This window comes from Streptodolium elevatio (assembly GCF_053592165.1).
In genome coordinates, this window is the sequence record NZ_JBSFVE010000054.1 from 1 (window position 1) to 14,674 (window position 14,674).

Here is a 14,674-nt window from a genome sequence, read left to right on the forward strand (position 1 = left end):
CCCATCACGCCCACGACATGACACGAGGACGGAACCGTTCCATCACCCACGAACGGGCGACATCACATCACCAGAAACGGGACTTAACGCCCTCTTAAGGTGCTCAAACGCCAGATGTTCGGACGAGCCAGCTTCGAACTCCTACGCAAGCGTGTCCTACTCGCCCCGTGACAACCATGTCGCCGCCCGATGCCATGATCACCGCACCTGGACATGAGGAGACGCCACCATGGGCACCTGGGACATCGGCCCATTCGAGAACGACATGGCCGCGGACTTTGCCGACGCCCTGGACGAAACACCCCACGACCAGCGCGAGGGTGTGGTGCTTTCCGCGCTTACGCAGGCGATCCAGGCGCAGGACTACTTGGAATGTCCGGAAGGGGCCGAGGCCGTCGCCGCCGCTGCGCTGATCGCGGCACAGTGCCCAGGCGGTGAACCCGTCAGCACGAGCTACGGACCTGACGAACCCGTTCCGACCATCACCGACGAGCTTCGATCGTTGGCTGTCGACGCACTCGACCGAGTTGTCGCCGAGAACTCGGAGCTCGCCGACCTCTGGGACGAGACCGTCGACGGCCCGGCCTGGCGCAACAGCGTTCGTCGCCTGCGCGGCGTCCTGGATCCTGAGCCGGAACGGCTGGAGGAACCGCTCTTCGAACTCTGAGCGCACAACACAGCGTTACCGATCACAGAACTTGAGCCTGAACCACTTCTCATGAACAAAGCCAGATTGACGAAGCCGACCTCGCCGAGGCCACCAAACCTGCAGCGGATTAGGCGTGCTTGCGCTTCGCGTTGGGCGGTGGCATCAGCGGTACGGATAACGACATCACGCCCCACGACGAGGAGGGCGGTCACCGACGCGGCGCAGGTGGCGACGGTGCTGGCAATCGTCCAGCCGTCCATCTCAACTTGCCTTCCTCGTCCGCCAGCGGGTCCCGGTTGGTCCTCGCAGTCCTACCGCCCCCGTGCAACGCAAGTCCACGGCACCGGACAAGGTTTCATCCGAACGGCGCAGGCCCTACGGGTCACTCGACGCGGCTGACGGACGGCGTGGCCAACCAGAGGAGGTACAGGGCGTGAGTAGTGGGCGCCCTCATCCGGCAAGCACGTTCGGCTGCGGGTTCACGGCGCGAACGTGGGGCGCCCCGGTCACCCGCTCCGTGGTGGTGGCCGCCCGGGCGTCAAACGCCGCCGACGAACAACCGCAACCGCCGCGGGATTCATTCACCCGTTCATCAGCAGGGCTACGGTGCCGTCGTCGGTCAGTGCCTCGTTGAGGAGGTCGCGGTGGGGTATGTCGTCCTGTGCGTAGCCGTACCGATCGACGAGAAGTTGGTGGAATGCGGCGATGTTCGGGGTGGGTACGGCCGTGCGCAGATTCCAGCGGCGTTTGCCGATGGACAGGAGGGTCGCGTCCATCTGCTTGCGGAGTCGGTCAGTTGTGAATGCTGCCAGCGGGAGCGTGTCGGGGTAGGTGTGTTCGGGAGTGTCGAAGAACGACCTCATGAAGGACGTGAGCACATGCGGGTCGGAGTTGCGGCCGGCTGCCAGTCGTGCGCGCGCCATGGCCGCGACATTGGAGATCGCTACGAGGATCTGCCAGTCAAGCCATCCCTGGTCCCGGAGTTCTTCCAGGTGGCCGCGCGCGGTCGGGTCGGTGAGTAGGCGAGGCAGGGTGACAGCGAGCAGTTGGGGCAGCTCTTCGTAGTTCTCGCGGATGTACTGCTGTGCGGTGTCGCGGTTGTAGCCGGGTCCGGGGGTGGTGGGCGGCTGGATCTGGCTTGCGGGGGCGGGCTGATAGCGCGGCGTGTCGAAGGGTTGCATGGTGATGGCGCCGAGGGCGGTGTAGTGATCCTTGGGCAGCAGGGCGGCGGTTTCGTCGTAAGGCCGTCCGACGTGCATCTTGTGTAGGAGGCCGCGGGCGAAAACTTGGTGCACGAGGTCCATAAAGGTGTCGGTGGGGCGGGCGCTGAGATGCGCTAGTGCTGTGACCGAATAGGTCCGCCGGGTTGGTCCAGGCTGCGACCCACCACCACCGCGCCTGGTCGACGGCCGAGTCACTGCTCAAGGCAGCGAACCAGGAATGTCAGTCCCTCCGGGCTGCTCAACCGCACAACACGACGACCGGTTTTCTCGGACCACGTGGCCAAGTCATGGCCGTGTTCGTGTGCGCGTACGAAGACGCTGTCCAAATCCTCGACGTTGACCGCAAGTTCCCACTGCGGAACGGATGCACTGGGTCCACGTGTAGCGATGAAATCGGCGCAGTTCAGAGGGGTCCCCGTCGTCCTGTCGTAGAAGTGCCGGGCCTTCTCAGGCTGGTCGCACGTCAGGACCATGCGGTGCGGGGCGCCCGCCAAGTGGGACGGGAAGTGCCATCCGGTGAAGTTGCGCGGCTGCCACAGCGAGAAGGCGGCACCTACCGGATCGATCAATGTCGCCATGCGCCCCTGATCGCCCGCGTCGAAGGGAGGTACGACAAGACGAGCGCCGTTCACCGTCGCCACTTCGGCGCGACGGTCGACGTTGTCGACTGCCAGGTAGTAGGCGATGTGGGCGGGTGTTCCCGGTGGGTAGACCGGGTTCGCCAGGTCGCTCACGCCACCGATCAGGTGGCCGTCGATGGCTATCTTGGTGGCCTTTCGCCAGTCCTTCTCGTCCACCGCGAAGCGCCAGCCCAGCGTCTTCGAGAAGAAGGTGGCGGTGCTGGCCAAGTCACGGGTTTTGAGGTCCATCCAGCAGAACTCGTTCAATGAACCCAGACGGGTCGTCATCCTGTGCTCCTTGTCGTCTCGATGCTGGGTATCGAGTGCTCAGACGACTCCGCAAGAGATTTTCGGCTGCGCTGCGTAGCAGGGACGGCAGCAAACCGGTCCCTACCGCACCGATTCGAGCCTTCGCGGGCGTGTCCGGTCTTCGCCGGTCTGGATCAGGCTGCGGCCGTCGGAGGGCGTCCGCCCCAGCGAATGCCTTTCTCGCTGCGGATACGGGCGCGTTCCTTGCGCTGGGCCGCCAGGACGTCGGGGTGGCGGGCGTTGGCGTTGCGCCAGCGCAGGTAGCGGTGCAGGGCCCGGGTCTGTGCGGGGTGGCTGCGGTGGTCGGAGTTGGCCAGGGTGAACTGGCGCAGCGGTCCGAAGTGGGCCTCGATCGGGTTGGCCCAGGAGGCGTAGGTCGGGGTGAAGCACAGTTCGACCTCGTTCTTCTTCGCCCAGCGGCGGATGTCGGCGCCGGTGTGGGCGGAGAGGTTGTCCAGGATGATGTAGATCGGGGCGCCGTCGGGTCGGGCGGCGCGGATCGACTTCAGCGCGGCCAGGGTGTTGGCGGTGCCCTTGCGGCGGCGGTTGACGCCCCGCAGACGGTCGTCACCGACGGAGTAGCAGCCGTGGAAGTAGGTGACGCCGTGCGTGCGGCGGTAGGTCGCCGGCAGCCGTTCGGGCTTGCTCTGCTTCGCCCAGCAGGAGCCTGCGGTGGGCCGGATCCCGAGGGGGCCGAACTCGTCGAAGGCGAAGACCCGGTCGGGGAAGCGTTCCAGCACCTCTTCGATGCGGTCCAGCTTGGCCCCGCGTTCGGGGTCGGGGGACTCTTTCCATGTCTTGGTGCGCTGGAAGGTGATGCCGCGGCGCCGGAGTAGGCACCGTAAGGCTTCGCGGCCGATACGGATGATGCGGCCGTGTACGCGGCGCAGGTGGGCGGCGAGTTTGCGGATCGACCAGCGGGTGAAGGGCTGGCCGAGCTTGGTGGGGCGGGTGGTGGCCGTCTGGATGATGAAGTCTTCGTCGTCAGGGGTGAGCAGGCGGGGACGGCCTCCCGCCCATCGAGGGTCCAGGCAGGCCAGGCCGATCTTGTTGAACCGGTGGATCACGTCCCGCACCGTGTCCTCGTCGGCCTGGACCGTTGGGCGATCACCGGGACGCGGTTCCCGCCGGCGGAGGCGAGCAGCATCATCGCCCGTCGGTAGCGCACGGAACTGGTACTGCCCCGGCGGACGATCTGCTGCAGCTTCTGCCCTTCCTGGTCGGTCAGTCTGCGCACTCGCACAGGCTCGGCCACCACACCTGCAGCGGTCGGAACGGACGTCACCGCCATCCAACCGCCCCGACCACCAACCCGGCGAACCTTCCCGGTCAGAGCACTAGCCGGACGCCGACCTCGGCGGGGTCCAGGCCGACAAAGAAGTGCAGTCTGGCGCATTCCTGCCGACGGAACGGCAGCGCATTCAGCGCCCTGTCGAGGTCGGCGAACGCAGCGACTTGGTCGGCCGGGTCACCACTCGGGTCAGGTGGGTCTGGAGCGCCCGGGCCGGGGGTGGTGAAGTCGGTGACGATGGTGCGGCGGACACGGCGGCGGCCGTCGATGATCTTGCAGTTGAGTACGTGGTAGGTCAGCGCCATCGGCTGCTCGTGGCGCAGGACCTGGTCCCATATCTGGAACAGCCGTACCAAGGTGGCGTCCACGGCCTCCTCCGCGTCGCCGGGCATGCGTCACCGGCGGCGCAGTCGCGCCACCCGGCGTGTGGCAGGGCAACGCCCGGGCAGTCCTCGCCGCGCGTGCAGGACATGCGATTTTTGGAACTGCCGGTGAGCACAAACGCTTACGATTTCGAGCATGACCGCCGACCACCTGGACAACCCTGCGGGGCGCCTGCAGTACCTGCTCCTCGACCTGGGCAGACGGTACCCGCGGGCCGATGCCATGCGGCAGACCAGCCTGTCGACCGCATGGTCCGCCATCCTCGACGTGCCCGAGCACACTCCCGAGTTCTTCGTGGCCGTCGGGAGGTTCTATACGCTCCCGGACCAAGTCACCGCAGCCGTAAACGCGTTGACCAACCACGATGATTCAGGCAAAGCGCGACTTCTGCGTCATATCGACGGGATCGGCGACGCCTTCCGAGGCCACGGAGCGATCCTGGCCAACCCCCTGGCTTCCCTGGTTGAAACCTTCGCGACTGGATGCGACATTCCGCGCAGCGCCGCACTGGCACAGCTGGACAACTGCTCCTATGAATTGCATCGATTCCAGGCTGAAGCATCAGCGATGACGCTCTGGCAAATTTGACCCAAAGCGTTACCGAGCTGGTCGAGGAAGTGCATCAGGCCGACATCGACGGCGCGCTGAAGCTCCTCCTGATCGACTACCTGCAGAAGATCCTCACCGCGCTGAACATGTACCGCATCGAGGGCAGCGACGCCTTGCGCGACGCAGCATTCGCGACAGCCGGTGCGATGGTAAGCACCTCGGACCTCTCAGAACGGTTCCGCGGTCCGGTTCGCGAAAGGTTCGACAAGGTCATGGTCTTGCTGTTCGGCGCCGTCGCCGCTGGAGGGGGAGGCGAGCTCGGAGCCGAACTCGTCAGGCGGGCTATCGAAGCCGCCAGCTGAGTTTCCCCAGCGGGCGGGGGATGCTGTGCGAGTCGATGACCGCACGGGGAATGCGTTGTACGCGCCGTAGTCGAGGCGGCTCGCGCATATCGGGACCGCCGCGAGCTGGCCCAGGGCCTGGCCGACCACCAACTCCACCAGTTCGCCGGGACCGGACTCGACTAGCGGTAGCCCAAAACGTCAGAGGGGGCGCGGTTGGTCCGCGCCCCCTTTTGGGTGCAGTCTGTGACGCGTCAGCCCTGCGGGAGTAGGGCGTTGAGTCGGGTGGTGAGTTGGTCGACGCGCGTGATGGCCGCCGCGTCGATTGGGGGCGTCAGTGTTGCTGTTCGCGGAGGAGCACGGCTGCGGGCTGGTAGCGGTTGACCTTCGTTGCTCTCGGGCGCGCACGCTAGTCCAAGCCACCCCCGGACCGCGCGACAGCTCGGCCACCTCAGTGGTGGTCAAATGCCTGTCTCGACCGTTCGAACGGATCCAGAGACGAGCCCAAGGTGGGTCCATGGCTCGGCATTCCAGCCCGTCACCTGGTCCACACAGCGGCTGCTGTCGAGATCGAGAACTGCACAGCGCCGCTGGGTCAAAGACGATGTGCAGATCAGCCCCTCAGCGGGATTGCCCGGATTGAAGACCTTGAGAAGGAACTCCGCGACGACCTGGGTCGGCACGTAGTCGATCTGGTCGTAGCCATCTCGTACCGGCTTTGCCATCTGCGCAACGAACTTGTGCAGAAACTGTAGGGTGCGCCGTTGGTGGCCACGCTCGGGGTCGAACATCGACGGAATGGCCGGAAGACGGGTGAAGTCGACCACCGTGCAGTTGCGGGAAAGCTCGAAGGTACCTACTGCCAGCCGTTGCTGGCTACCGCGCGCCACCTCCAGCACAGCGGTCTCCTCGTCGAACGCACCATAGAACATCGGGATGCCAGCCGGACTCATCCTGTTGGACATCCGGGCCACATGACGAGGCGCGGTGCCGAGGTCGGCGGCGACCCAACTGGCTGCGGCCGTCATCTCGTCGTCGCGTACCTCGCGGGCACGCCACAGCTTCGAGCCTGCGGGAAGTTCTTGCACCAGCCCGAAGTCCAAGATGTGTTGACCGATCTGGTCGAGGATGCGCCCTGCAGGGATATCCCCCCAGCGCTCCTCTTCCTCGTCTGCGCTGTCGCGGCGGAGCCAGAAGACGTACCTGGTCCGGTGTCGGATCTGTTCGCAGAAGTTCTGCCAGCTGGCGGTGAGCTGCTCGTTGTACCGCTCGCGTTGCCAGCTGATCTCGGCCCAGGTCTGGTCACTCAACGCTGCGCGCACAGCGTCTAGGACCCCAGCGTTGGCGAAGACTTCGGAGTGGTCTTCCACCAGCTCCCAGGTTTCCCAAGTGGGGGCGACGTGATAGCCGCCCTCCCTGCTGTTATAGGAGATGCCCTCATCGTCGGCGTTGGCGTACTCGGTCTGCAACCCACCGACAAACGCTTCGGTGAGACAGTCCAGTTCAGCAGCAGGAATCTCGCCACAGAAGCTGCACTGCTCGTCGGCCCGGGCGGCATCCGAGATCATTTTCTTGAGCGCCGAATCGCTGACGCATCCCGCACACACAAACTCGCCCCGGGAAGACCAACCCCGCTCGAACTCCAGCTCCATCTGCCGCTTCGCCGCACCCATGGCCGGCAGCCTACGCCCGGTGCGTGGTGCCGAAAGGTGCCGCTGTTCGCGACGGTGACCCTTGGGCCGAAGGAATACAACCGGGCTTGCCCAGGCCGACCCACCAGGCGTGCGCAGCTTCGACTTGGTCTCACAGGGAGCGCGGCCCGGCCTGCCATACCACCGGATCACCGGTGAGGGGAACGTCGCGGTAGCGACGGGCGCGTCGGCGCGGCGGTGGGGAGGCCGTACGCAGACCTTGACCCACGGGCCACTGGGTCGTCGACACGCGCCTCAGCCCACGGCAACCGGGAACCCGGATCCGGCCAAACCCGCTCGGCCCTGCACTGGCCGGGTTGTTGCGGCGGCCGGTTCGGTTATCGGCTTCGGCCACATCGGGGGGCGGCTCCGGTCAGACTTGAGCCTTGGGGAGGGATCAGCGGATGCAGATTGTAAAAGGGGCGAACGCGCCCGTGCCCACGCAACCGTGCAGGGTGACGGTGGGTGCGCCTGGCGCTCCGATCGACGTGTCGGCCGTGTTGCTCGGGAGCGACGGCAAAGTCCGCAGCGACGACGACCTCGTGTTCTACAACCATCCCCGGCAGGACGGCGTGGCCGTTGCCGGGCGGACCGTCCAGATCGACTTGCCGTCGCTGCCGGCCGACGTGGACCGGATCGCGGTGGTCGCGAGCGTGGACCCCGACAAGCCGATCGAGCATTTCGACGCGAACACGACGCCTGGAGCGGTCCTGGAGAGCGGCGTTGTCCACGTGGCCTTCGCCCCGCCCGCGTTCGCCGACCGCGAGACCGTCGCCGTGGTGATGGAGGTCTACCGGCGGGCCGGCGCGTGGAAGGTGCGCGCGGTGGGGCAGGGCTGGGCCAGCGGACTGGCCGGCCTGGCAACGGACTTCGGCGTCGACGTCGACGCCCCTGAGCCACCCGCCGGGCCAGCGCCCAGCGTGCGCAGGCCCGCCCCGACCACGGGCGCACCGAACACCGGCTCCCCCGGGCTGGTGCCGCCGCTCGGTGCGGTGCTCCTGCCCAAGGGCGGACAGGCGACCATCAGCCTCCGCAAGGAGAACCCGGCCGCCGTCATCACCGCAGTGCTGGAATGGGACGGTGGCAGCGACGCCCGCCGCCGCGCAGGCGCCGATCTAGACCTGTATGCCCTGTACGTCCCACGCAGCATGGTGACACCCCGCGGAACCAGACCCCAGACACCCGACCTCGCGGTGTACTACCGCGACGGCGGATCCCTCACCGCAGCGCCGTACATCGCCCTCGACGGGGACTCCACCGCGCCCGGGCGGGAGACCATCACGATCACCCGCCCCGACCACCAGGGCTACGTACTGATCTGTGCCTACAGCGCCGTGGAAAACGGCACCGGATCCTTCAAGTCCTACGGCGCCCGCGCCGTCGTCTCCGACGGACACGGCTCCACGGTCACCGCCCCCCTGTTCAACAACCGCAACTTGTCGTACTGGGTGGCGATCGCCCTGATCGACTTCACCGTCCCCGGCAGCGTGGACATCCGCCACGTCGAGCGCTACAGCGGCAACCACGTCGAAGCGCGCCCGATCCTCTACACCAACGGCAACTTCCGCATGAGCGCCGGAAAGGTCGAATTCAAAACCCAGTAGGGCCGCGCCGAAACCAGGTCCTCAGTCCATCTGGAACCAGGCCCCCGCGTGTTCGGGTGGCGAATACTTTGTGGCCAGTGGCCGGGCGGGCGGCGACGGGCCCTGGTGCGCTCGCGCTCCCGGTTTGGGTTCTCGTTGTTGACGACTTGGAGCCCGCCGACGCGGATGTCCCCGACGGTGCCGGTGCCGACACGGACGCTCGTGATCTGGTTTGACGGAACTGCTACGCCAGGCCGATCCAGCCGAGCCGGATCCGGTTGGTGTGGAGGATGGCGGACAGCTCCTTGTCCAGGCGGTCGCTGTCGAACCACAGGGAGTGGGTGGCCAGCAGGATGACGCCGCCGCGTTTCCGGGCGGCGGCCAGCACCGGCGGGTCGGCGGGGGCGTCGTAGGTCATCTGCACGGGGAGGCCCGGCGGGGTGCTGTCGAGCGCGATGGTAGTGCCGACGATGCGGGCCCGGGCGCCGGAGGCCGGTTTGCCGAAGACGAAGTCCCTGCCGGGCGGGACGAGATCGAGGTGGCGGAAGTCGGCGGCGACCTGCACCCGCCAGCGCCCGTCAGGGTCGCGGCCCAGGGCCACGTTCTCCAGGCCCGGGTTGACGATCAGGGCGGCATGGTGCTCTTGGACGTCGCCGCGCATGAGCGGCATCAGCAAGGTGCGGGCGCTCCAGGAGTTGTGGTGGTGGACCGGGGCGAGGACGCTGCGGATCGGGCCTGCGGTGGGCGGGGCGCAGTTGTCGTGGTGGAGGCTGGCCGTGGCGACGCCGGGAAGGTCGTGGACCACCAGGGCCGGCGGTGGCGTTCCGAGGGGTCGGCCGCAGGTCTGGCAGTCGACGGCCCACAGGTGGGCGGCGATGTCGGCGAGGCCGTCGGGTCCGAGTTCGTCCTGGGTATGGGGGTCGACCAGGAGCGCCCGTACCGCCGGGCCCGGTGCGTGTGCGCTGGTGGGGAGTTCGACGCGGTTGCGGCGTGGCTTTGGCCGCCCGGGTGTGTCGGCGGGCGCGGTGGTGTCGAGGAGGTCGTGCGGCCAGTGGTGGGTGTGGATCAGGTGGTGGAGAGCGGGCGAGGCACCGATCCCGACCACCACGCACGTCTCTGCGGCGTCGGCGTAGGTGGCGTCCGGGTTCTTCATCAGACGTCGCTGCCGGGAGGTGGTGGTGATGCCGACCAGGCCGCCGTCGGCAATGTGCTGCCACATCCCGGCGTAGTTCGGTGCCAGCAGCAGGACCTCGAACCGGCCTGCGGCCTCGGCGGGTTCGACAACCTCGATCTTCAGTTTCACCAGCGGGCCGTCCGGGTGGTCCAGCAGGGCCCAGGAGGTGCCGATCGTGCTGTTCTCCGACAGGTGCACGCTGCCGTGCTCGTTCAACAGTCGCAGCAGGAAACGCAGGTTGGGCGCGGGGCCGAAGGCGGCCGGGCCGTCCTCCACCACCACCATGAACAACGGCGGCAGGTTCGGACTGTCGTTGGGAGTCACCAGCATCGCCCCGGCAGCGAACACGGTTCCGGCCGTGAAGTCCTGGCGCTGCCGGTCCGCGTCCTCCCCAATGTAAGCCTTCACGCTCTTGATCGGATTCGTCGGACGCGGTTCCCGCTGCGGCCGACGCGCCTTCTTCCTGCCCATGCTTCCCCCTGTCGTGTCCCCGCACGATGCGGGCCCGGTGCGGATGCCATGGCGCCCGCACCGAAACCTTCCCCGAGCTCCCGGCGGTCACTAGGTCAAGGCCGGACCGGCGAGCGTGCGACCACGACAAGCACTGGACCTGTTCCGACACGACACGTACCAGGCGTTACGGATGATCGAGCCAGGCCCGCTGGCCGTGTTCGTCGACGGTCACGCCGAATCTGGTGATCTCCGGGCGGTCGTGGTCCTCCCAGCGGTAGGCCGCTTCCGCCTCGTCCCACAGACGGCGGGGGCCGGACTGGGTGACGTCGTGGCGGTCCCGCCCGGGGATGGAGTCCGCGGACGCCCAGGAGATGCCGTCGGACAACCACAGCGTGCACTCGTCCGCTTCGTCGCCGCTCCCCCAGGCCAGCGAGTAGCGACAGTTCGGGACCCGCAGCCCGACCGCGAACCGCTCGTGCACGTCCGCGACCAGGAGGCGGGGATCCAGGCCAGTGGTGGTGTCGTCGCCGGAGCTGCCGGTAGTCCACGCGGCAGGCTGCTGGGCACGCAGCCACATGAACGCCGAGGTGTCGACGATGCGGCCGGACGCGGTCCGGCCGTCGGACTCGAGGCGGAGCAGGCCGCCGGCGCTCATGCCGTTGCCGAACGGTGTGACGATGACGCCGCGGGTCTGTCGGATCCAGGTGTACGGGACGGTCTGCACGGTGCAGGTGGCAATCAGCCGTTGCACGGTGGCGCCGTCCGGGTGGCCGTCGGCGCCGTCCGCGCACACGACCCGGGGCCGGTACCCCGCGGCCTTGAGCGCGGCTTCGGCGTCGGCGCAGATGCCTGGGTCGACGTCGACGGTGGTGACGGCCTGGTCGCCGAGGCGGTGGGACAGCAGGGCGGCGTTCCAGCCGGTGCCCGTCCCGATCTCCAACACCCGGTCGCCCGGGGAGGGTTCGAGGTGGCGGAGCATGGTGGCGACCATGTACGGCATCGACGACGACGAGACCGGGGTGCCGTCGTCGGCTCGGTGGGTCACCAGGGGGACGTCGGCGTCGACCAGGCGCTGCCAGGGGTCCGGGTCGGTGGTGCGGTCTACGGGGGTGTTGTCCAGGTCCCAGATGCGGTCGGGGACGTAGTCGGCGCGCGGGACCGCCCGGAACGCCTCCACCCATTCAGGAGAGATGACGCCCCGGGCGGTCAGGTCGTCGATCGCGGTCACCGTGCCGTTCGCCTTCGCTTCACCGCTGGGGGTTCTGGGGCGGATTCGCCGGGGGCTGCGGGTTCTGCGGCGGTTGCTCGCGGTGCCCGTCGCGTTCCGCGGTGTCCGGCGGACCGGAGTGCTTGCCAGCCATCGTCGCCTCCTCAACTAACCGGGGACGACTCCACACCGTAGCGGCGCGGTCACCCTAGCCACCAGGGCACACAGGGGCGCGCAACCGCACCGCAGCAAGGGCGGCGCCGTCGTGCTCCGCACTCGTGACCATGAATCACCAGCCCGCCGCGGACGTGAGGGCAGACCCCACTGGACTCGGCCTGACCGGATGCGGACGCGCCAGGGCTGCGGTTGCAGCGGACAGCCGGGAGGCGAAGAGTGGATCTTGTCATAGGTGAGCACCGTCGAGTCCGTCCCCCGTCTCTGGTGCCCCCGGGCCGCTCCGGTCGAGGACCGTGACGGCCGAGCAGCGACTCACAGCACACCTGGAATCATCATGGCCAAAAGCCCTCGGCGACAGGTCTCCCGCATCGTCGGCGTGTCCTGCCTGGCGACCGCCCTCGCACTGCCGGCCGCCGCACTGGCCGCGCCCGAGGCCCTTGCCCGGACCCCGTACGCGGCACCTGACGACCCCACGCCCCCGCCGACGCCGGACACCCCCGGGCCGGGCGAGACGGGGACACCCGAAACGCCGCAGCCGCAGACGCCGGACACGGGACAGCCGAGCACACCCGAGCAGCCGCAGACGCCGGACACGGGACAGCCGAGCACACCCGCATCCGAGCAGCCGGGCACGCCGACGGGGGCGGAGACGTCTCCGGGAACGCCGCAGTCCCCGGGTTTGCAGCAATTCGGGGCGAGCACGCCGAAGGAGGTCGAAGAGCGCATCACGGCACTCGACCTGCCGGAGGCCGAGAAGCAGAAGCTCAGGGACGCGCTGGCCAAAGCGGTGGCCGCGATCACGAACGCGGCGACCCCGGCGGCCGAGAGGGAGAAGTACGAACAGGCCGTGGACGGGCTCAACGAAGCGTTGAAAGCGAACCAGGCTCTGAGCGGGTCACCGCAGGACAAGGCCGCGTACGCGAAGGTCCTGTCCACGCTCAGCAGCACGTTGCAGAACGTTGCGGATCCAACCACGCCGGCTCAGGATCGTGCCGACCGGTTGGACATCGTGCGCATCGTCGGCAACGCGCTGAAAGTCACCGCCGATCCAGGCACATCGCCGGAGGACCGGGCCCTGTACATGCAACTCGTGCAGGGCATCAGCGGGGCGCTGTCGATCGCGGTGGATCCGCAGGCGACGAACGGGTCCACCTACCAGATCATCGCGACCGAGATCGCCGCTGACCTGTACCACATCCAGAACCCGGCCACGCCACCGGCGGATCGGGCGATCCTCGTGCAGCGCGCCGGAGTTCTGGCCGCGGGAATCCTGGCCAGTGTGGACCCGCAGACGGCACCGGAGAAGCCGCAGGACCAGGAGGCGGTGTCCAAGGCCATCGAGAAGGCCGCCCGAGAGGCGAACCAGGCGGCGGCGACCCTCCAGAACCCCAACGCGTCGCCGCAGGAGCAGGCCGCCGCGCGCCAGACGCTGGACGCGCTGAACAGCGCACCGCAGAACCCCCACTACCTGGAGTTTTTGGCCGAGGTCAAGAAGCACGATCCGCCCGCGGCCTGCCTCCAGGCCATAGAGAGCCGGACAGTTCAGGCCGGATGGCCCGAGGGGTCGCTCTGGGCACTCTCCGACGACGTGTGCGGCGACACCCTGGCCGCGGCAGCCCGCGACAACACCAGCCGCTGGAACCAGCTCTTCCAGTGCGTCCGAGACAACGCCTTTTCGACCTGCGCCGCCTACATCCCGCAGGACTGAGTCGTACGCCGCATTCGGCATGGGGAAGTTCTACGGTGATTCGTCCCGGAGGGGCCGCACGGCGCACCGGGCGCCGTTGAGGTCTATGGCCGCGTGCCCACCCCCACCCGGCGCGCGGCCTTCGGTACTGGCGAGCCCGCATTTTCGTCCCGCAGTTGGAGAGTTGGGTCGCTTCGGTCGCACGACAGCGCCCGCCTGGCGCCGTTGTCCACGTCCGCCGGCGCGCTCGTGGAACTGTTGGCCGCGCTCGCCCGCCGCCAGCACGAGCACCGTGCCCGCACCGCCGAACGCCTCGGCGCCGTCGCCTCCTCCAACCTCGTCCCACCCGACCTGGAGGAGATGGCCGTCTACTACCAGGCCAAAGCGCTGCGCGACCTCGGCCGCTCCGCCGAATCCGCCAGAGGCATGCGCATCGTCGCCGCGGGCACCAGCCGCCTCGCCCCCGCCGCCCGCCGCGGACTGGCCCACCTCGCCCGGCTCTCCGGGGACTTCCCCACCGCCCTGGACACTGCCCGCACCCTCGAAATGGTCGCTGCCGACCAGGACACTGGTCGTGACCGAAGAACCGGACGCCGTCCCGGACCGCGTGCTGTACGCGGACGGGCACCACGTCGTCCTGGACGAGGACATCGACCCCGGCCGCGCCCGGCACGCGCGCCTGTACCTTCCCGGGCCGTTCCCGGCCGGCACCGACATCGACGTCGCCTGGACCGGCTTCGGACCCGGCGGCGCACTCCGCACCACCACCTGGCACGGCACCGCCACCACCTCCACCCCCGCCGCGGACATCCCCGCACCCGCCGGAACCATCACCTGGTCCGCCGGACACTTCGTCACCTTCGCGCACACCGCCACCGAGCCGGACGGCCGGACCCTGCGGTCACCGGGCATCGCGCTGCTCGTCGCCCCGGCCTGAGCCCAAGACTCCCCCTCGGCCGACTGGGTATCGGGCCGGTTCCTGCCGAGTCTCCCCACGCGGCAGGAACCGGTGTCCGCCCCCCAAGCTGCGGAGAGGCTCAAGCGGCGGTGACGTTCACCGCCTCCGACTGCGCGGCCGGCCCGTCCCGGGACAGCCACATGCGGGCGCTTAGGAATCGTGCGTCGTCGCGTGTACACGGCCTGGGCCGCGCAGGGCGCTCGCCCCTCGGGGACCGGGCCGCGTCCCATAGCGCGCGATGGCTCCGATCGTCGTGCCGGTCCGCTCCTCGATGGAATGGGCTGTGGTGGGGGGCGGGGGGTCGTCCCCGGCGGCCCCCCCGAGGTCGGCGACACCCAGGACGTCGGCGAATACGAAAAGGACAAGGCCGGAAAAACA

12 protein-coding genes and 1 pseudogene are annotated in these 14,674 nt (G+C 68.5%); 6 read left to right on the top strand and 7 right to left on the bottom strand.

The features are described 5' to 3' along the window. The first annotated feature begins 229 nt into the window (after positions 1–229). Positions 230–667: a DUF4259 domain-containing protein gene (locus ACWD12_RS40470; RefSeq protein ID WP_450103865.1), complete on the top strand. Its 438-nt coding sequence runs from the start codon at positions 230–232 to the stop codon at positions 665–667. A gap of 563 nt (positions 668–1,230) precedes the next feature. Here ACWD12_RS40470 and ACWD12_RS40475 read toward each other — a convergent pair. The 4 genes and pseudogenes from ACWD12_RS40475 to ACWD12_RS40490 form a co-directional block, all read right to left on the bottom strand. Next, complete coding sequence (locus ACWD12_RS40475) at positions 1,231–1,953, bottom strand: hypothetical protein (protein ID WP_450103866.1); 723 nt, start codon at positions 1,951–1,953, stop codon at positions 1,231–1,233. 110 nt (positions 1,954–2,063) lie between these two features. Next, the gene (locus tag ACWD12_RS40480) at positions 2,064–2,780 is read right to left on the bottom strand and encodes a VOC family protein (protein ID WP_450103867.1); all 717 of its coding nucleotides are present in this window, start codon (positions 2,778–2,780) and stop codon (positions 2,064–2,066) included. Between the two features lie 155 nt (positions 2,781–2,935). Beyond that, positions 2,936–4,056, bottom strand: a pseudogene (locus ACWD12_RS40485) (IS630 family transposase). Between the two features lie 74 nt (positions 4,057–4,130). Next, complete coding sequence (locus ACWD12_RS40490) at positions 4,131–4,460, bottom strand: hypothetical protein (protein ID WP_450103868.1); 330 nt, start codon at positions 4,458–4,460, stop codon at positions 4,131–4,133. Between the two features lie 151 nt (positions 4,461–4,611). Between ACWD12_RS40490 and ACWD12_RS40495 the strand changes: the two genes are divergently transcribed. Continuing rightward, positions 4,612–5,064 (top strand): hypothetical protein, encoded by a 453-nt coding sequence (locus ACWD12_RS40495; protein ID WP_450103869.1) that lies wholly within the window; start codon positions 4,612–4,614, stop codon positions 5,062–5,064. Continuing rightward, on the top strand, positions 5,061–5,387 hold the full coding sequence (locus tag ACWD12_RS40500; RefSeq protein WP_450103870.1) for a hypothetical protein: 327 nt from the start codon (positions 5,061–5,063) through the stop codon (positions 5,385–5,387). Before ACWD12_RS40495 ends, ACWD12_RS40500 begins: the two co-directional genes overlap by 4 nt. 440 nt (positions 5,388–5,827) lie before the next feature. Here the strand turns inward: ACWD12_RS40500 and ACWD12_RS40505 are convergent, their stop codons facing one another. Then, positions 5,828–7,039, bottom strand: coding sequence for a HEPN-associated N-terminal domain-containing protein (locus tag ACWD12_RS40505; protein ID WP_450103871.1), 1,212 nt, complete (start codon positions 7,037–7,039; stop codon positions 5,828–5,830). 404 nt (positions 7,040–7,443) lie between these two features. On the opposite strand from ACWD12_RS40505, the gene ACWD12_RS40510 reads away from it, so the two are divergent. Further along, positions 7,444–8,661 (top strand): TerD family protein, encoded by a 1,218-nt coding sequence (locus ACWD12_RS40510; RefSeq protein WP_450103872.1) that lies wholly within the window; start codon positions 7,444–7,446, stop codon positions 8,659–8,661. A 223-nt stretch (positions 8,662–8,884) separates the two neighbouring features. On the opposite strand, the gene ACWD12_RS40515 is transcribed toward ACWD12_RS40510, so the two are convergent. Both ACWD12_RS40515 and ACWD12_RS40520 read right to left on the bottom strand, forming a co-directional pair. After that, positions 8,885–10,222 carry a hypothetical protein gene (locus ACWD12_RS40515; RefSeq protein WP_450103873.1) on the bottom strand — a complete coding sequence of 446 codons (1,338 nt, stop codon included), beginning with the start codon at positions 10,220–10,222 and terminating at the stop codon, positions 8,885–8,887. A gap of 229 nt (positions 10,223–10,451) precedes the next feature. Continuing rightward, positions 10,452–11,495 carry a methyltransferase domain-containing protein gene (locus ACWD12_RS40520; protein ID WP_450103874.1) on the bottom strand — a complete coding sequence of 348 codons (1,044 nt, stop codon included), beginning with the start codon at positions 11,493–11,495 and terminating at the stop codon, positions 10,452–10,454. Positions 11,496–11,985: 490 nt separating this feature from the next. Here ACWD12_RS40520 and ACWD12_RS40525 point away from each other — a divergent pair, with 490 nt between their 5' ends. After that, a complete protein-coding gene (locus ACWD12_RS40525; protein ID WP_450103875.1) occupies positions 11,986–13,359 on the top strand; it encodes a hypothetical protein in 1,374 nt (457 codons plus the stop codon). A gap of 553 nt (positions 13,360–13,912) precedes the next feature. Further along, complete coding sequence (locus ACWD12_RS40530) at positions 13,913–14,275, top strand: hypothetical protein (RefSeq protein ID WP_450103876.1); 363 nt, start codon at positions 13,913–13,915, stop codon at positions 14,273–14,275. The last annotated feature ends 399 nt before the right edge of the window (positions 14,276–14,674 follow it).

Coding starts and splice junctions, on each gene's coding strand:
- ACWD12_RS40480 (WP_450103867.1), bottom strand. CDS start 2,780: ATGACGACCCGTCTGGGTTCATTGAACGAGTTCTGCTGGATGGACCTC.
- ACWD12_RS40525 (WP_450103875.1), top strand. CDS start 11,986: ATGGCCAAAAGCCCTCGGCGACAGGTCTCCCGCATCGTCGGCGTGTCC.
- ACWD12_RS40475 (WP_450103866.1), bottom strand. CDS start 1,953: ATGGACCTCGTGCACCAAGTTTTCGCCCGCGGCCTCCTACACAAGATG.
- ACWD12_RS40495 (WP_450103869.1), top strand. CDS start 4,612: ATGACCGCCGACCACCTGGACAACCCTGCGGGGCGCCTGCAGTACCTG.
- ACWD12_RS40505 (WP_450103871.1), bottom strand. CDS start 7,039: ATGGGTGCGGCGAAGCGGCAGATGGAGCTGGAGTTCGAGCGGGGTTGG.
- ACWD12_RS40470 (WP_450103865.1), top strand. CDS start 230: ATGGGCACCTGGGACATCGGCCCATTCGAGAACGACATGGCCGCGGAC.